This is a genomic window from Ornithinimicrobium cerasi (assembly GCF_003702705.1).
In the GTDB taxonomy this organism is placed as follows: domain Bacteria; phylum Actinomycetota; class Actinomycetes; order Actinomycetales; family Dermatophilaceae; genus Ornithinicoccus; species Ornithinicoccus cerasi.
On record NZ_QZMN01000002.1, the window covers coordinates 344,591 to 362,479 of the forward strand.

Sequence of the window (17,889 nt, forward strand, 5' to 3'; positions counted from 1 at the left end):
AGCGCTCAGACGAGCGTGGGCTTGATCTCCAGGACGCGGGCGAGCAACCCGTTGACGAACCGCGGCGAGTCGTCGGTCGACATGTCCTGCACCAGCGCCACCGCCTCGGAGATGGCCACCCCGTCGGGCACCTGGTCGTTCCACACGATCTCCCACGTGCCCAGCCGCAGCGCCGCCCGGTCCACCGCCGCCATCCGCTCCAGGGCCCAGCCCTGCGAGTAGGTCGTCAGCGTCTCGTTGATCTCGCCCCAGTGCTCGAGCACCCCCCGGACCAGCTGCACGGCATACTCGGGGAGCGGGTGCTGGGTGGTGGGGGCGGCGATCCGCTCCTCGAGCAGGGTGCCGACGTTCACGCCCCGCTGCTCCGCCTCGAACAGGAGCTCCAGGGCACGCTTGCGCGCCTTGGTGCGGGCGGCCACGTCAGCTCACGCGGCCCAGGTAGGAGCCGTCGCGGGTGTCGACCTTGACCTTGGTGCCGGTCTCCAGGAAGAGCGGCACCTGGATCTCGGCACCGGTCTCCAGGGTCGCGGGCTTGGTGCCGCCGGTGGAGCGGTCACCCTGCAGGCCGGGCTCGGTGTGGGTGATCTCCAGCACCACCGAGGCGGGCAGCTCGACGTAGAGCACCGAGCCCTCGTGCTGGGCGATCATCGCCCGGCCGTTCTCGAGCAGGTACTTGGCGGCGTCCCCCATGGCCTCCGGGGAGACGTGGATCTGCTCGTACGTCTTCTCGTCCATGAAGATGTAGTCGGTGCCGTCGTTGTACAGGTACTGGAAGTCGGACCGGTCCACGGTCGCGGTCTCCACCTTGGTGCCGGCGTTGAAGGTCTTGTCGACGATCTTGCCGCTGGTGACGTTCTTGAGCTTGGTGCGCACGAAGGCCGGGCCCTTGCCGGGCTTGACGTGCTGGAACTCCAGCACCTGCCACAGGCCGTTGTCCATGTCCAGGACCAGGCCGTTCTTCAGGTCGTTCGTCGATGCCACAGGTGTCTCGTCTCCTCGGGTATGACGTGCGCGGGGCCGGGCGGACGGGCCTGCCCGCGCCAAACCTGGGCAAGTCTACCGGCGTCCGGGACTGCGGCCTGCATCGTTCCGCGCGAGAGTGTGCTGATGAAGTGGACCCGAGCACTCGCCCTGCCGGCCGCCGCCGTCGCGGCCGTCGCCGTCCGTGACCTCACCCAGAAGCAGCACGCGATCCTGCACAACTTCCCGGTGCTCGGCCACGCGCGCTACCTGCTGGAGAAGGTCGGTCCGGAGCTGCGGCAGTACATCGTCACCGACAACAACGACGAGCGACCCTTCAGCCGCGACCAGCGTCGGTGGGTGTACGCCTCCGCGAAGCGGCAGAACCCCTACTTCGGGTTCGGCACCGACAACGACGTCGAACGCAACGAGGGGTACGCCGTCATCAAGCACCGCACCTTCGCCGACGTCCAGCCGGCGGTGCACCCCAACGTCGGGGAGGAGACGCCGCTTCCCTGCGCCAAGGTGCTGGGTGCGCCCCGCGGTCGTCGGCACGCCTTCCGGCCCGCGTCCACCATCAACGTGTCGGCGATGAGCTACGGGGCGCTGTCCGGCCCCGCGGTCGAGGCGCTCAACCGCGGCTGCGCTCTCGCGGGTGCCCTCCACAACACCGGTGAGGGAGGGATCTCGGTCCACCACCGTCACGGTGCGGACCTGGTCTTCCAGATCGGCACCGCCTACTTCGGCTGCCGCGACGGGCGCGGTCGCTTCGACCTCGAGCGGCTCAAGGACCTCGTGGCGGCCGACCCGGTCCGGGCGATCGAGGTGAAGCTCTCCCAGGGCGCCAAGCCGGGTCTGGGCGGCCTCCTGCCCGCCGCCAAGATCAGCGAGGAGATCGCCCAGATCCGCGGCATACCGCTGGGTGAGGACTGCCACTCCCCCTCCCGGCACGCCGAGTTCTCCGACGTCGACTCGATGCTGGACTTCGTCGAGCTGCTCGCGGCGGAGACGGGGCTGCCCGTGGGGATCAAGTCGGCCGTGGGCCAGGACGACCTGTGGCAGGACCTGGCGCGGATGATGAGCTCCGGCGACCGTGGCGTGGACTTCATCGCCGTGGACGGCGGCGAGGGCGGGACCGGCGCCGCGCCGCTCATCTTCAGCGACTCCGTCTCCCTGCCCTTCCGGCTCGGCTTCCCGCAGGCGTATGCCGCGTTCGCCCGGGAGGGGATCGCCGACCGGGTCGTGTGGATCGGCGCCGGAAAGCTGGGGCTGCCCGAGAACGCCGCCGTGGCGTTCGCCCTCGGCGTCGACCTCGTCAACGTGGCCCGCGAGGCAATGATGTCCATCGGCTGCATCCAGGCCCAGCGCTGCCACGACGACCGGTGCCCCACGGGGGTGGCCACGCAGAACGCCTGGCTCACCCGCGGCCTCGACCCCGACACCAAGTCGGAGCGGGCGGCGAACTACCTGCGGTCCTGGCGCCGGGAGATGCTCAAGGTCGCCGAGGCGTGCGGGGTCCAGCACCCGGGGCTGATGGGCGGCGACATGGTGGACATCCTGCTCGGCACCCGGCTGGCCACACCGTTGTGGCAGACGGTCGGTTACGACGACCCGGGCTGGGGCCTCCCGTCCCGGCAGCAGCAGGAGGACATCAGGCGGCTCATGGTCGGGGCGCCGGAGGGCGGCTCGGCACCCCCGTCCGCGACCGCGGTGGACGCCCCCGACGAGGGCCGGGAGGAGGGGGCGCCGAGCAGCGGCGACGGTCCTGCACGGGACTCCCGGATCGAGGACTCCGCCACGCCCGGCTGAGGCCGGTCGGGCACCACTCAGCTCACGGCGACGTGGGCTGCCCGCAGCAGCGCCTCGTCCGGCGCCTCGAGCCGGGTCGGGCGGGCCAGGCCCTCCAGCACGACGAACCGCAGCGTGTCGCCGCGGGACTTCTTGTCGCGGGCCATGGCGGCGCGCAGGTCCGGCCACCGTGCCGCCCCGCCGGGGTAGGAGGTCGGCAGCCCCACGGCCGTCAGCACGGTGCGGTGCCGGTCCAGCAGCCCCCGGTCGAGGAGCCCGGCGCGGTGGGCCAGCTCGGCGACGAAGACCATGCCCACCGCCACCGCGTCACCGTGCCGCCAGGTGTAGTCCTCGACCAGCTCGACCGCGTGCGCGAACGTGTGCCCGTAGTTGAGGATCTCGCGCAGCGACGCCTCGCGCAGGTCGGCTCCGACCACGTCCGCCTTGACCTGCACGGCGCGGGCGATGAGCTCGACGGCGAGCGCGGGGTCGGCCGTGGGGTCGGTGGCCCGGCCCGGGTCCGCCTCCACCAGCTCGAGGATGACCGGGTCGGCGATGAGGCCGCACTTGAGCACCTCGGCCAGCCCGGAGACGTAGTCGGCCCGCGCCATGCCCGCGAGCCAGGTCGGGTCGCAGATGACGGCGCGCGGCGGGTGGAAGGCGCCGACGAGGTTCTTGCCCTCGGCGGTGTTGATGCCGGTCTTGCCGCCGACGGCCGCGTCGACGACCCCGAGGAGAGACGTGGGCAGCAGCACGGCGTCGACGCCCCGCAGCCAGGTCGCGGCCACGAAGCCCGCCAGGTCGGTGACCGCACCCCCGCCCACCCCGACCACGAGGTCGTCGCGGGTGAAGCCCTCCCTGCCCAGGGTGGACCAGAGGCCGGTGAGCACCTCGGCGGTCTTGGCCCCCTCGGCGTCGGGCACCGTGACCGGGACCACCCGCGCGCCCGCGCCCTCCAGCACCGAGGACGCCCCGGCGACCGGCCCCTCACGTCCGGGCTGCGCGACGAGCAGCACACGCCGGCCCGCCCGTCCGTGGCGGGCCAGGTGGTCGAGCGCGCCGGGGCCGACGTGCACGTCATACCCGGGCTCGCCGCGCACCTCGATGGTGCGGGCCGCAGGCACGCTCACCGGTGCTCCCCCAGCCCGGCCAGGATCTCGTCCACGACCTCCTCCGGGGCGCGGGAGCCCGTCGGCACGGTGAGAGCGGCGAGGGCCTCGTAGGTCGGCCGGCGAAGGGTCATCAGGCGGGTCCACGCCGCCCGCGGGTTGACCAGGAGCAGCGGGCGCGAGGTGTCGAAGCCGACCCGGGAGGCCGCGTCCGCGATCGTCACGTCGAGGAAGACGACGCGGTGGCGCGCGTCCCGGAGGGCCTCGGCGACCTCGGGCTGCATCACCGCTCCCCCGCCCAGGGAGAGCACGCCCGGGTCCTCGCCGAGCGCGCGGACGACGACCTGCCGCTCGAGCACCCGGAACGCGGCCTCGCCGTCCTGGACGAAGATGTCGCTGATCGGACGGCCTGCCTCGCTCTCGACGGCGGCGTCGGTGTCGGTGAACGGCACGCCCAGTCTCTCCGCGAGCAGCGCGCCCACGGTCGACTTGCCCGCGCCCGGCGGTCCGATCAGCACGACGCTCACGGCGCCACCTCCCCGGTGGCGGGGGTGCGCAGGTGCTGCGGCACGGCGGCGAGGTATGCCGCGTGGTTGCGGGCCACCTCGGTCACCGAGTCGCCGCCGAACTTCTCCAGGACCGCGTCGGCCAGGACGAGCGCGACCATGGCCTCGGCGACCACCCCGGCGGCGGGCACCGCGCACACGTCGGAGCGCTGGTGGATCGCGGTGGTGGCCTCGCCGGTGGCCGTGTCGACGGTGCGCAGGGCGCGGGGCACGGTGGAGATGGGCTTCATGGCGGCCCGCACCCGCAGGACCTCGCCGGTGCTCATCCCGCCCTCGGTGCCGCCGCTGCGCAGGGTGGTGCGCCGGACCAGCCCGGCCCCGTCGGTCTCGATCTCGTCGTGGGCCTCGCTCCCCCGGCGGGCGGCGGTCCGGAAACCCTCCCCCACCTCCACCCCCTTGATCGCCTGGATGCCCATCAGGGCAGCGGCGAGCCGCGCGTCCAGGCGCCGGTCCCAGTGCACGTGCGACCCCAGCCCGGGCGGGAGCCCGTAGGCCAGCACCTCCACGACGCCCCCGAGCGTGTCGCCGTCGCGGCGGGCCGCGTCGACCTCGGCGACCATCGCGGCGGACAGCTCGGGGTCGAGGGTGCGGACGGGGTCGGCGTCCACGAGGTCGACGTCGTCGGGGGTGGGCAGGTCGTCCGGGCCGGGGGCGTCGGTGCCCAGGTCGGGCACTCCCGCCCGGCCGATGCTCACGGTGTGTGACACCAGCCGTACCCCTACCGCCTGCTCGAGGAAGGCGGCCGCGACCGCTCCCAGCGCGACGCGGGCCGCCGTCTCGCGGGCGCTCGCGCGCTCGAGGACCGGGCGGGCCTCGTCGAAGCCGTACTTGGTCATCCCGACGAGGTCCGCGTGGCCGGGCCGGGGGCGGGTGAGCGGCTTGTTGCGGGCCAGCTCCTGGGGGGCGCCCACGTCGTCGGCCCGACGGAGCTCGACCGCCTCCACGGGCTCGGGGCTCATGACGGCCTGCCACTTGGCCCACTCGGTGTTCTCGATCTGCAGGGCCAGCGGTGAGCCCAGGGACAGACCGTGGCGCATCCCGCCCAGGAAGAGCAGCCGGTCGGCCTCGAAGGCCATCCGCGCCCCGCGTCCGTAGCCGAGCCGGCGCCGTGCCAGCGCGCCCTCGACGTCGGCACGCTCGACCCGGACCCCGGCGGGCAGGCCCTCCATCACCGCGGTCAGGGCAGGCCCGTGGGACTCCCCGGCGGTCAACCATCGCAGCATGGGCAGATTGTTCCACGGGGCGACGGACCTTCGGGACGGGCTCCGGCGGCCTCGTCACCGGGTCAGAGCAGCGAACCCAGGAGACCGGGTGCCGTCAGCAGGCCGACGAGGGCGCCGACCATCATCGGCGGCCCGTAGGCGAAGTGACCCTCCCACCGGACCCGGCGGCCGACGAGCAGCACGACGGCGACGAGACCACCCACGAGGAAGCCGGCGTAGATGCCCGCCACGGCCTCGGACCAGCCGAACCAGCCCAGGGCGGCGCCGAGGACGACCGCCAGCTTGACGTCTCCCAGCCCCAGCGCCAGCGAGCCGCGGGCCAGCGAGAGGAGCGCGAGGGCGAAGTAGAAGCCGCCCGCGGCCAGCCCGGCGAGCACTGCCCGCAGCCACGGGTCGAACCCGCCCCCGACCACCGCCGCGAGCGTGATGCCGGCGGCCAGGAAACCCATGGTGGGCCACATGATGCGGTCGGGGAGGCGGTGGACGTCGAGGTCCATGGCGGCCAGGCAGACGCACGAGAGGACCACGAGCAGCAGGGTGCCGGTGAGCACACCGGCGACCCACGCCGAGCCGACCGCCTCGTCCTCGACGAACCAGAGGCGGTGCACGACCAGGCCGGCCACGATCCCCAGGGCGAGGGGCACCCACCAGCGACGTCCCGGGAGGGGCTCGTCCACCTCGTCCGGCTTGCGGTAGGTCACCTCCGCGAGCCACCGGGCGACGGGGATGCCCAGCAGGGCGCCCACCACCGCGACCAGCACCGGCACCACGACCTCGGCGTTCACCCGGGACCCCCCGCCGCGGCCAGCGCCGCCCTCATCGCCTCCACCGGGCCATTCTGCCCCGTCATCAGCTCGACCTGGCGCACGGCCTGATGGAGCAGCATGCCGGTGCCACGGACGACGGAGGGTGCCTCCGGCCCGAGCGCCCCGACAGCGCGCGCGAACGGGCTCGGCCACGGTGCGTAGACGACGTCCATCACGACGCTCGGGTCCTCGTCCCCGAGCCTCAGCCGCGGGGCGGGCGCGTCCGCGGGGAGAGTCGAGACGACGACGTCCACCCCCGCGGCGCCGAGGTCGAGCGCGCCGTCTGCGAGCCGACGGACCGGCACCGACATGTCCAGCCGCGCGACCAGGTCCTGGGTCCTGCGCCGCGGACGGTCCCGGAGCAGGAGCGTCACCTCGGTGGCGCCGAGCTGCGCGAGGGCCAGGAGGGCAGAACGGGCCGTGGCACCTCCGCCCACGACGATCGCCCGGCGCACCGACGGCGCACCCGCCTCGACCAGCGCCGCACGCAGGCCGGCGACGTCGGTGTTCTCGGCCCACCACCCGGTAGGCGTGCGCAGGAGCGTGTTCGCGGCACCCGTCATGCGGGCAGACGTGCCACTGCCCTCGGCCAGGGCGAGCGCCTCCTCCTTGCCCGGCGCGGTCACCGACAACCCGGCCCACTCGGGGCCGAGGCGGGCCACGTGGTCGGCGAGGCCACCGGCCGGGACGTCCTGCCGGTCGTAGGACCAGCCGGTCAGCCCCAGCGCGTCGTAGGCCGCCAGGTGCAGGACCGGGGAGAGCGAGTGTGCCACCGGGGAACCCACGACCGCGGCCCGGCGGGCGGCAGCCGGGGCGCTCAGCACTGGTCGGGGTTGTCCGCGCACCACTGCTGGAAGAGGGCGACGTTCTCCTGGTGCCCGGCGAAGTCGGTCGCGAACCGGGTCTCACCCGTCGACGGGTCGACCGTGACGAAGTAGAGCCAGTCCCCCTCCTCGGGGTTCATCGCCGCCCGGATCGCCTCCTCGCCAGGGCTGTTGATCGGCCCGACCGGCAGCCCGGCGTTGGCGTAGGTGTTGTGGGGGTCGGGGTTGGCGCGCTGCTCGTCGGTGGTCCCGGCCAGACCCCGCTCCTGGTAGATGAAGTGGACGGTGGAGTCCATCTGCAGGAAGCCGTTGGTCTCCGGGTTGGGCTGGAGCCGGTTCTCCACGACCTGGGCCACCTTCGGCAGGTCTTCGGAGAACATCCCCTCGCCCTGGACGATGCTGGCCTTGATGATGATCTCGCGCAGCTCCGGCCCGTCCGCGATCCCCAGCTCCTCGTACGTCCGCCTGCCGGTGTCGACGAGCGTCTGCAGCTGCTCCTGGGGGGTCGCGTCCGGGGAGAACTCGTAGGTGCTGGGGTAGAGGAAGCCCTCGAGCTCACCCTCGGCCGCGTCAGGCAGGTCGAGCGCCGACGGGTCGACCGCCTCGTAGTCGGCCACGTCGTTGCCGGTCGCCTCGGCGAGGACCTCGAAGGTCTCGGAGACCCAGAGCCCCTCGCGGACCGTCACCCCGTCGATCTCGCGGTAGTTCCCGTCCAGGAGGCGGGACAGGGCGGCCTGGGAGCTCATCTGCTCGGCCATCCGGTAGGTGCCCGGCTGGATGCCAGCGGAGCGCGGGTCCGCCTGCAGCACGGCGGTGAAGGCGCCGGCGCTGGCGACGACGTCCTCGGAGACGAGGATCTCGGCGATCTGGCCGCCACCGGCGCCCTCCGGGATCTCGACGACCACCTCCCCGGTGCCGGCCCCCTCGTAGTCCTGGGCGGTCGGCTCGCCCCCCATGGAGATCTGCGGCAGCAGTCCGTCGAGCGAGCTGACGGCGAAGAAGGTCGCCACGAGCACCAGCCCGGCGGCGAGGATGAGTGCCAGGACCTTGGCCACGGGGTTGCGCCGCTTGCGTCGGCGGGGGCGGAACATCTCCGGCTCCGCCGGGTCCAGCACGTCGTCGGCCAGCGACTCGTCGTGCTCGGAGTATCGGCGCAGGCCGAGGACGTCGTCGTCGAAGGTCGACCTGGCGGAGGTGCCTCGGACGTCGTGCTCGTCCCAGTCCTCGTGAGGAGGATGGCTCATCCGTGTCCTATCTCGTGCCGGACCGGGGGGTCCGGGGCTTGCGCGCCTTCAGGGGAACGCCGGCGGGACGACCGGCGCGTCGGGCATCGAGCGCCGCCTGGAGGATCAGGACGGCGGCGGCCTGGTCGACGACGCCGCGCTGGCGTCGGCCGGGGACACCGCTGCTGCGCAGCGCCCGGTGCGCGTCCACGGTGGTCAGCCGTTCGTCCCAGAGCCGCACCGGCACCTCCAGGTGTCGCTGCAACGCTTTAGCGTACAGACGCGCCCGGCCTGCGGCCAATCCCTCCTCGCCGGAGAGGGACCGGGGCAGTCCGACGACGACGCCGACGGCGCCTCGGTCACGGACCTCCTCGGCGATGCGGACGAGGTCCGAGCCGTGCTCCTGGTCGCGGCGCAGCGTGTCCACGGGGGTGGCGATGAGGCCCTCCGGATCGCTCGCCGCCAGACCCACACGTACCTCGCCGACGTCGACGCCCAGCAGGGCACCGCGCGCAGGTGACGGCCCGTCCGGGGGGATCGTGCTGGTGCTCACCCCGGGTCAGCCGCGCAGCGCGTCCTCGACGGCGCGCAGGGCGGCGCCGGTCTGGGCGGGGTCCTGGCCACCCCCCTGAGCGAGGTCGTCCTTGCCCCCACCTCCTCCGCCGAGCACCTGCGCGGCGACGCGCACGAGCGCTCCCGCCTTGACGCCGCGCCCGCGGGCCGGCTCGTTGGTGGCGACGACCACGACCGGCCGTCCACCGGAGGAGCCGGTGAGGGTCACGACCGACGGGCCGTCGTCGCCCAGGCGGGAGCGGAGGTCCGTGACCAGGGCGCGCAGGTCGTCCGCGCCCGCGCCCTCCCCGAGGTCGGACCCCAGGAAGCGGACTCCGGCCACGTCGCGGGCCTGCTTCACCAGCCCGGCCGCCGACGCGACAGCCTGCTGCGAGCGGGCGCGCGCGATCTCCCGCTCGGCCTCCTTGAGCCGGGCGAGCAACCCGGCGACCCGGTCGGGAAGCTCGTCCGGACGGACCTTGAGGGCATCGGTGAGCTGGTTGACGATGACGTTCTCCCGCGCGAGGTGCTGGTAGGCGTCGGCGCCCACGAGCGCCTCCACCCGTCGCACGCCGGAGCCGATCGAGGCCTCACCCATGATCTTGACCAGGGAGAGCTGGGCGGAGTTGAGCACGTGCGTGCCGCCGCAGAGCTCCAGCGACCAGGGGCCGCCGACGGAGACCACCCGCACCACGTCGGGGTAGCGCTCGCCGAAGAGGGCCATCGCCCCCATCTCGCGGGCCTGGGCCAGGGGCATCTGCTCGGCCGTCACCTCGAGGTCGTCCATGAGCCGCTCGTTGATGCGCGACTCCACCGCCGCGAGCTCGTCGGGGGCCAGCGCGCGGTTGGCGCGGAAGTCGAAGCGCAGCCGCCCGGGCGCGTTCTCCGAGCCGGCCTGGGTCGCGGTGTCGCCCAGCGTCTCCCGCAGGACCTTATGGACGAGGTGCGTCGCCGTGTGGGCCCGCGAGACCGCGGCCCGGCGCAGCGTGTCGATCTGGGCGGTCGCACGCTCGCCCACGGTCACCCCGCCCTCGAGCAGGCGACCCCGGTGGACGACGAGACCGGGCAGGGGTCGCTGCACGTCCGTGACCTGCACGACGGCCCCGCCGTCGAGACGGATGACACCGTGGTCGGCGAGCTGGCCACCGGCCTCGGCGTAGAACGGCGTGCTGCCGAGCACGAGCTCGATCTCGGCACCACCGTGCTCGGCGTCCGCGGGAGAGGCCTCGAGGCGGTCGCGCTCGACCCCGCCCGAGAGCAGCCCGACGACGGTGGCGTCGCCCGACATCGCGGCATACCCGGTGAACTCCGTTCCCGTTCCGAGCCGGTCGGCGACGGCGCGGTAGGCGGTGGTGCCGCCGTGCCCGTGCTTCTTGGCCCGGGCGTCCGCCTTGGCGCGCTGGCGCTGCTCGGTCATGAGCGAGCGGAAGGCGTCCTCGTCCACGCTCAGCCCCTGCTCGGAGGCCATCTCCAGGGTCAGGTCGATGGGGAAGCCGTAGGTGTCGTGCAGCTGGAACGCCTCGGTCCCGCCGAGCACGCGGACGCCGGCGCGCTTGGCGCGCTGCACCGCTGTGTCGAGGATCGTCGTGCCGCTGGCCAGGGTGCGTCGGAACGCCTCCTCCTCCGCGTAGGCCGTCTCGGCGATCCGCCCCCAGTCCTGCTCCAGCTCGGGGTAGGAGGAGCGCATGACGTCCTTGCTGACCGGCAGCAGCTCAGGCAGCGCCGCCCGCGAGCTGTCCAGGCCGAGCAGCCGCATCGAGCGCACGGCCCGGCGGAGCAGCCGCCGCAGCACGTAGCCACGCCCCTCGTTGCCCGGGGTGACCCCGTCCCCCATGAGCATCAGGCCGGACCGCACGTGGTCGGCGACGACCCGGAAGCGGACGTCTGCCTCGTGGTCGGCGCCGTAGGTGTGCCCGGTCATCTCCTCCGCGCGCTCGATGACGGGGTAGACCTCGTCGATCTCGTAGAGGTTGTCGACCCCCTGCAGGAGGTAGGCGACCCTCTCCATCCCCATGCCCGTGTCGATGTTCTTGCGCGGCAGCTCGCCGGCGATGTCGAAGTCGGTCTTGGACCGCACCGCCGACAGCTCCTCCTGCATGAACACCAGGTTCCAGATCTCCAGGAACCGGTCCTCGTCGACGACGGGACCACCGTCGGGCCCGTGCTCGGGGCCGCGGTCGATGTAGATCTCGCTGCAGGGACCACCAGGCCCCGGCACGCCCATGTGCCAGTAGTTGTCCGCCAGGCCGCGACGCTGGATACGGTCCTGCGGCAGCCCCGCGACGCGGTGCCACAGGTCCGCGGCCTCGTCGTCGCCGTCGAGCACGGTGACCCAGACGGAGCCGGGGTCGAACCCCAGGAAGCCGTCCCGCTGGGAGCCGGTGACCAGCTCCCACGCGTGGCTGATCGCCCCCTCCTTGAAGTAGTCGCCGAAGGCGAAGTTGCCGTTCATCTGGAAGAAGGTGCCGTGCCGGGTGGTCTTGCCGACCTCCTCGATGTCGAGGGTGCGGACGCACTTCTGCACGCTGGTCGCGCGGGGCCAGGGCGCCGTCTCCTGGCCGAGGAAGTAGGGCTTGAACGGCACCATCCCGGCGTTGACGAAAAGGAGGTTGGGGTCGTCGTGCACCAGCGGTGCGCTGGGGACCACGGCGTGGCCCTTGCTCTCGAAGAACGACAGCCAGCGACGGCGGATCTCGGCGGTTTCCATGGTCTCCTCGGCAGGTACGTGCGGACTGACCTACTCTAGCCGCCGCACCGTCGGGTCCCCCGCGCGTCGACCTGCCGTCGGGCGGACCGGGGCCCGGAGGGTTCCACTCCCTCCGGGCCCCGGTCGTCAGCGACGGACCGTCAGGGTGTGGTGACCGTCGCCGTGTTCGACCACCCTGACTGGTGCGTGTCGTTGTAGGCCAGGACCCGGTAGTAGTAGGTCTGGCCCCTCGCGAGCGCCTGGGTCAGCGTGGTGGTGGGGGTGGACACCGTGGCGTTGACGACGTTCAGGGAGAAGTTGGACGTCGTCGACCGCTGGACCAGGAACCCGGTCTCGTTGGTCGCGTTGTCCGTCCACGTCACCGTCACGTCGGCCCGCTTCTTGCCCGCCGCGACGGCGCTCGCCGTGACGTTGCTCGGCGTGGCGACCGTGGTGAGGGACGGCTGCCCGGCACCACCGCGGCTGTCGAGGGTGAGGGTCGGGAAACCCCCGCCCGGCGGGATGTTGTTGAACGCCGGGTTGGAGTAGTCCCACACATCGCCGACGGTGTTGATGGCGTACACCTGGTACTGGTAGACGGTGTTGGTGTTGCCGATGCGGTCGGTGTAGGTCCGGGGGCCGGTACCGGACCCGACGCCGCTGTCCGCGTAGGGGACCACCCCGAGCCGCTCGGACGGCACCGTCGCGAGCGTCGACCAGGGACCTGTGGTCCCGGCGCGGCGCTCGATGACGAACCCCGTCTCGTTCTTCGAGGTGTCGGTCCACACCAGCTCGTAGCGCCGCTGGTTCCCGTTGCCCACCCGGGTGAAGGTGAGCCCGGTCGGGGCGGTCGGCGCGATCCCGACGATCTGGGCGTGCATCATGTCCATCTCCTCGTGGCTGAGGATGTGGCAGTGGAGCACGTACTCCCAGCCGAAGTTGACGTAGTGGTTGACCACGTCGATCGGCTCGCCGTCGGGGTTGAAGGCGAAGATCGGCAGACCCGCGGCCTCCTGCGCCGTCGTGTTCTCGATGTAGGCACCCTCGGGCATCGACGGGTCGAGCAGCCTGATGCTGTTCGGCAGTCCGCCCCAGGCCTGCGGGACCGGCGGGATGATCGCGCGCAGGGCGACGATCGTGTCCTCCAGCGGGCTGATCCGGACCGTGTCCTTCCAGCCGAGCTCGGTCGGGTCCGGCTTGCGGATGATCCCGTCCCAGCCCACCCGGTTGAGCAGCTGCACGTCGTACAGGTGGAAGTGGATGGGGTGCGTGTCCACCCCGTTGTGCGTGAACTTCCAGATCTGCGTGCCGTCGTCCTGGGACGCGATGGGCGTGGCCTGGACGCCGGGCGGCAGCTCCACGCCGTCGATGATCTCGGTCGGCGGGAAGGTGTACGGGCTGAGGATCATGTTCTGCTGCCCGGCCTGGGCGTTGGGCGTCTCGACCCCGAGGAAGCCGCTCATCCGGCCGTACTCGTGCTCGAACGCCTCACCCATCTCGTCCTGGATCATCTTGGGCTTCATCGAGAGCGTCAGCCGCTGCCCCGGGGTCGAGGTGGCGTAGGGCGCTCCCGGCGTGCCGTCGTCGACGAGCCGGTCGAAGGTGATCGAGGTGTCGTAGATCTGCGCCAGACCCGCGGACGGTCCGTTGTTCTGGAACGTCGTGCCGTAGGCGCCGTTGTAGGCACCCTGACCCACGATGATCGGCTTCTGCCCGGACTCGAACACGCCCTGACCGCCGCTGGCGACGCTCTTGAACGCGGTCTGCAGCCTGGCCAGGTCGTACGGCGCGGCAGGGGCCGTGTCGGCGACCTTGATCTGCATCACGGTCCGGGTGTTGGGGCCGTACCCTGCCAGGGTGGACGGCGCGCCGCCGGAGCCCCGCAGGTCCGCGTTGCCCGTGTAGTAGTCGTACCTCGGGTCACGGGCCGGGAACGCCGCCGGGGCGTCGTTGTACAGGATCAGCGTCTGCCCGGCGTACGGGGACAGGTCCACGACCACGTCGTGCCGCTCGGCGGGCGCCACCAGCAGCGAGTGCTTGTCGACGTTGCCCGCGTTGAACACGGTGGGGTCGTTGACCCAGGTCGTGGGTTGTGGCGGGACCACGGTCGGCGTGGGCACGAACCCGCCCTCGGTGCCGATGTGGATCCAGCTCGGACCCGCGGTGTTCGCCAACGGCGTCGGGAATACCGTGGTGTCCTCGAGGGCCGCTGCGACCTCGTCGGGGTTCAGCGCCACCTCTGTGCAGGCCACGTCCGTGACCTCCGGTGCGGGGGCGGGGTTGGTCTGGTCGCAGACGTTCCCGTCGGCGTCGACCGCCTGGTACAGCGAGAGGTTGAAGAACCTGTCGTTGGCCGCGTTGAGCACCCGGAAGCGGTAGGCCTTCGGGTCTACCGTCAGCGTCGGGTAGGCCACGCCGTTGACGACGGGGGTGTCGTTGAAGGACTCCATCCCCATCGACAGGTAGGGCGTCCCCGGCATCTTCGGCGGCTCGCACCACGTGAGGTCCGGGTCGCAGTTCGGGTCGTAGTACGGGTTGTCGATCGGGCCGTGGTCGATGCTGTTCGTCGGCGGCCAGAACCACGGGCCGTAGGCCCACCGGCCGTAGGCGTTCACCCCGGAGGCGTCGCCCGGGTTCTGCGCCGGCGAGTAGACGTGCGGGACCCACAGGTCGCCCTTGTCGCCCCACCGCGCGCTGTCCCACGTCTCGTCCTGCACGTCCAGCTGAGCCTGGTCGGGGACGAACGTCTTGTCCTGCACCACCAGCTCGATGGTGTCATCGGCGGGAGGCAGGACGCCTGTGTTGACCAGCGCCTCCTCGGTGGCGTCGGTGATGATGTACGGCGCCGCCTCACCGGCATACACGTTGAGGCGGGTGATGCCCCAGGCGTGGTCGTGGTAGAACATCAGCCGCGCGCTCTGGGCGTTGGTGTAGAAGAACGTCTGGGCGCCGGGGCCCGGGTCGGGCATGTCCGGCACGTTCTCCACGCTGACACCCTCGGGGTACTCCGTGGTCTCCCCTGCGGGCGTGATCCACTGGTGGGGGGTCCCGTCGGAGATCCACGGCGTGATGCCACCGTGCAGGTGCAGGGTGGCGCGGTTCTCCGCGTAGCACATGTTCATCGCCACGTGGTCAGCCTTGTCGATGCCGCTGCAGACCGGATTCTGGGGGTCGGCTGCGGTGGGGTCCATGGTGTGGCCGTCGGCGGTCAGGCCCGACCCCATGACGGTGGTGTCGGTGGGGATGAACAGGTTGCCGGCGGCCCCCGTCGGCAGCAGGTTGCGGAAGAGGATCCGCACCGGCTTGTCCTTGGCGGTGACGATGGCCGGGCCGAGGTAGTTGGGCTGCGTCACGCCGCGTGCCGGCGTGCCGTTGGGCAGCAGGATGGGCGACCCGTCCACGCCCGTCAGTGCCACCCCGTCACCGGGGACGACCGAGGTGTCGAGCTGCACGTAGCCGCGCAGCTTCGTGGCGGGCAGGTCGGTGTGCATCTTCTGCTCGTACTCGACCAGCGCGATCTCGTAGTAGCTGGACCCCGGGTAGGTCGTCGTGTCGGCGACGGCCGCGGGGATGCTCGGGCCGGTCTCGGCGCCCACCTGCGGCAGCTCGTCGACGAACTTCCGGATGCCGGTACCGTCCACCACCACCTGGTTCGTGCCGGAGGTGTCCTGCACCTGCGCCCCGAAGGAGTACGTCCTGAGCTGGGGATACACCGGGTAGTCGGTCGAGCCGAGGGTGATGGCACTGTCCTGGAGCGGCTGAGCTGCCGGGTAGTGCAGCACGTCGGTCCCGGTGCCGGTGTCGACCGGGATCCCCTGGCCGTAGAACGCGAGCCGGTCACCGGGCTGCACCGGGAGGTTGGCGACCCCGAAGACGGCCTTCTCGCTGACGGCAGGGTCCGCGAGCGCCGGCACGGCGAGCGGTCCGCTGTCGAACATCACTGTGAACTCGTTGGCGACGCCGGTGGGCCGCAGCACGTAGGCGTGGAAGACGTTGCCGGCCGACGGGAAGTCGCTCTGCCCCGCGCCTGCCTGGTTCCAGGTCTCGAACGCGGTGAGCATCCCGGCGGGCAGCTCCTGCGGCAGGACGACGAGCACGGGTGCCAGCTCCCCCACCTGGACCGGGAAGTCGGTCGCGTAGGCGCGGTCCTGCAGCGGGTTGCCGACCGGCACCGTCGCCCCCACGAGCTCCGGGAGCGGGCTGTTGGCGTAGTTGGGGTGGCTGAAGTAGTGCGGGGCCCCGTCGATCAGCGGAGCTGCGGCAGCCTCCACCATCAGCGGGTTCAGAGCACCGTCCTGCAGGGCCCGTGCCGCGGCGGCGTCCCGGTCCTGCTGGGTGATCCGCTTCTCGGCCTTCTCCTTGACCTTGTCAGCCTTCTTCTCGTAGTTCTTCCTCAGCTGGTCGGCCTGATCGCCGGAAGGAGCGGCGACGACGCCGCTCGCGGACGTGCCACTCACGCCGGGTGGTCCGGCGGTGGCGGTGACGTTCCCTGCCCCCACGGACAGGACGGCGAGGGTCGCGAACGCGACCATGCCGGGGCGCATCTTCATCGAGGCTCCCTCACGCACATGGAACGGCTGGGGTTTGAGGCGGGCGTAATCACGTCACGGGTTTGGCGTCCCTGCCCGCCACCGTCCCTACGAGCGACGGTAGTACTCACCCGCGTAGCACAACACCCGTACGTCGTTTTTAATCAGTGTGAGACGGCTCACACAGACGTTCCCCTGACGATGCGACGCAGCTCGGCCCAGCGCGGCCCAAGACGCTCCTCCCAGCCGCGACCCGTCGGGCGGTAGTAGTCCACGTCCGCCGCGAGGAGGTCGTCGGGGAGGTACTGCTGCGGCCCGACGCCCGACGGCTCGTCGTGGGTGTAGCGGTAGCCGTCCCCGTGCCCGAGCCGCGCGGCCCCGGCATACCCGGAGCCGCGCAGGTGGGCGGGGACGGGACCGCCCCGCCCTGCCCGCACATCGGCGATCGCCGCGTTGATCGCGGCGTAGGCCGCGTTCGACTTGGGCGCGAGCGCGTTGTGCACAACCGCCTGGGCGAGGATGATGCGCGCCTCGGGCATGCCGATCTGGGCCACCGCGTGCAGCGCCGCGACCGCGGTCTGGAGAGCCGTCGGGTCGCCCATGCCGACGTCCTCGCTGGCGGCGATGACGATGCGCCGCGCGATGAACCGGGGGTCCTCCCCCGCCTCGAGCTGGCGGGCCAGGTAGTGCAGGGCGGCGTCGACGTCGGACCCGCGCATCGACTTGATGAAGGCGCTCGCGACGTCGTAGTGCTGGTCCCCGGCCCGGTCGTAGCGGACGGCCGCGTGGGCCATCGCCTGCTCGACGTGCGCGAGGGTGATCTCGGCGACGCCCTCCTCGGCCCCGGCCGCCCGGGCGTCGGCCGTGACCCCGGCCGCCGCCTCGAGCGTCGTCAGGGCGCGCCGCGCGTCACCCCCGGCCATCCGGACGAGGTGCTCGGTGGCCTCCTCCGGCAGGGTGAACTCCCCCGCCAGTCCGCGCTCGTCGACCAGCGCCCGCGCCACCACCGCACGGATCTCCTCGTCCTCCAGCGGCCCCAGCCGGACGAGGACCGAGCGGGACAGCAGCGGCGCGATCACCGAGAACGACGGGTTCTCGGTGGTGGCGGCCACGAGGATCACGAGACGGTTCTCCACGCCGGGCAGCAGCGCGTCCTGCTGCGCCTTGGTGAAGCGGTGGATCTCGTCGAGGAAGAGGACGCTCTGGCGCCCGTGGAGCGAGCGTTCCTGCACAGCCTGCTCCATCACCGCGCGGACGTCCTTCACCCCTGCGGTGACGGCGGACAGCTCGACGAAGCGACGGTCGGAGGCGGTCGCGACAAGGTGGGCCAGGGTCGTCTTGCCGGTGCCCGGGGGGCCCCAGAGGATTGCCGAGAGGGGGCCGGCGAGCCCGCCCGACCCCTCGATGAGCCGTCGCATGGGCGAGCCGGGCAGCAGGACGTCCTGCTGACCTGCCACCTCCTCCAGACCGCGCGGCCGCATCCGCACGGCCAGCGGCGGACGGAGGTCACCCGGGCCGACAGGGCCGTCGCCGGGCACGCTGAACAGGTCTGCACCGCCGGAGGACACGAGCCGAGGCTACCCGGCTGCCTGGGCCCCCGAGCATGATCCCGTCGCCGCCCTG

General features: G+C 72.3%; 13 protein-coding genes. 1 reads left to right on the forward strand and 12 read right to left on the reverse strand.

Annotated features, from left to right (window positions below):
- Positions 1 to 5: 5 nt before the first annotated feature.
- Both nusB and efp read right to left on the reverse strand, forming a co-directional pair.
- On the reverse strand, positions 6 to 419 hold the full coding sequence (gene nusB, locus D4B81_RS03465; RefSeq protein WP_122261083.1) for a transcription antitermination factor NusB: 414 nt from the start codon (positions 417 to 419) through the stop codon (positions 6 to 8).
- A gap of 1 nt (position 420) precedes the next feature.
- Entirely contained in the window at positions 421 to 981 is a 561-nt protein-coding gene (gene efp, locus D4B81_RS03470) for an elongation factor P (RefSeq protein ID WP_097187596.1), read from the reverse strand.
- 126 nt (positions 982 to 1,107) lie between these two features.
- On the opposite strand from efp, the gene D4B81_RS03475 reads away from it, so the two are divergent.
- Positions 1,108 to 2,769, forward strand: coding sequence for an FMN-binding glutamate synthase family protein (locus D4B81_RS03475; protein WP_122261084.1), 1,662 nt, complete (start codon positions 1,108 to 1,110; stop codon positions 2,767 to 2,769).
- 17 nt (positions 2,770 to 2,786) lie between these two features.
- On the opposite strand, the gene aroB is transcribed toward D4B81_RS03475, so the two are convergent.
- The 10 genes from aroB to D4B81_RS03525 form a co-directional block, all read right to left on the reverse strand.
- A complete protein-coding gene (gene aroB, locus D4B81_RS03480) occupies positions 2,787 to 3,872 on the reverse strand; it encodes a 3-dehydroquinate synthase (RefSeq protein ID WP_237565796.1) in 1,086 nt (361 codons plus the stop codon).
- 2 nt (positions 3,873 to 3,874) lie between these two features.
- Positions 3,875 to 4,384, reverse strand: a complete 510-nt coding sequence (locus D4B81_RS03485) for a shikimate kinase (RefSeq protein WP_202613548.1) — start codon at positions 4,382 to 4,384, stop codon at positions 3,875 to 3,877.
- Positions 4,381 to 5,646: a chorismate synthase gene (aroC, locus tag D4B81_RS03490; protein WP_122261085.1), complete on the reverse strand. Its 1,266-nt coding sequence runs from the start codon at positions 5,644 to 5,646 to the stop codon at positions 4,381 to 4,383. The genes D4B81_RS03485 and aroC overlap by 4 nt, the downstream gene beginning before the upstream one ends.
- A gap of 62 nt (positions 5,647 to 5,708) precedes the next feature.
- A complete protein-coding gene (locus tag D4B81_RS03495; RefSeq protein ID WP_122261086.1) occupies positions 5,709 to 6,431 on the reverse strand; it encodes a prepilin peptidase in 723 nt (240 codons plus the stop codon).
- Complete coding sequence (locus D4B81_RS03500; protein ID WP_337189857.1) at positions 6,428 to 7,300, reverse strand: shikimate dehydrogenase; 873 nt, start codon at positions 7,298 to 7,300, stop codon at positions 6,428 to 6,430. The genes D4B81_RS03495 and D4B81_RS03500 overlap by 4 nt, the downstream gene beginning before the upstream one ends.
- Entirely contained in the window at positions 7,270 to 8,520 is a 1,251-nt protein-coding gene (gene mltG / locus D4B81_RS03505; RefSeq protein ID WP_122261087.1) for an endolytic transglycosylase MltG, read from the reverse strand. Before mltG ends, D4B81_RS03500 begins: the two co-directional genes overlap by 31 nt.
- 7 nt (positions 8,521 to 8,527) lie before the next feature.
- The gene (gene ruvX / locus D4B81_RS03510; RefSeq protein ID WP_237565784.1) at positions 8,528 to 9,052 is read right to left on the reverse strand and encodes a Holliday junction resolvase RuvX; all 525 of its coding nucleotides are present in this window, start codon (positions 9,050 to 9,052) and stop codon (positions 8,528 to 8,530) included.
- 6 nt (positions 9,053 to 9,058) lie between these two features.
- Complete coding sequence (gene alaS, locus D4B81_RS03515; protein WP_122261088.1) at positions 9,059 to 11,758, reverse strand: alanine--tRNA ligase; 2,700 nt, start codon at positions 11,756 to 11,758, stop codon at positions 9,059 to 9,061.
- Between the two features lie 140 nt (positions 11,759 to 11,898).
- Entirely contained in the window at positions 11,899 to 16,287 is a 4,389-nt protein-coding gene (locus tag D4B81_RS03520) for a multicopper oxidase domain-containing protein (RefSeq protein ID WP_202613549.1), read from the reverse strand.
- Positions 16,288 to 16,445: 158 nt separating this feature from the next.
- Positions 16,446 to 17,834: a replication-associated recombination protein A gene (locus D4B81_RS03525; protein WP_419866229.1), complete on the reverse strand. Its 1,389-nt coding sequence runs from the start codon at positions 17,832 to 17,834 to the stop codon at positions 16,446 to 16,448.
- Positions 17,835 to 17,889: the final 55 nt, after the last annotated feature.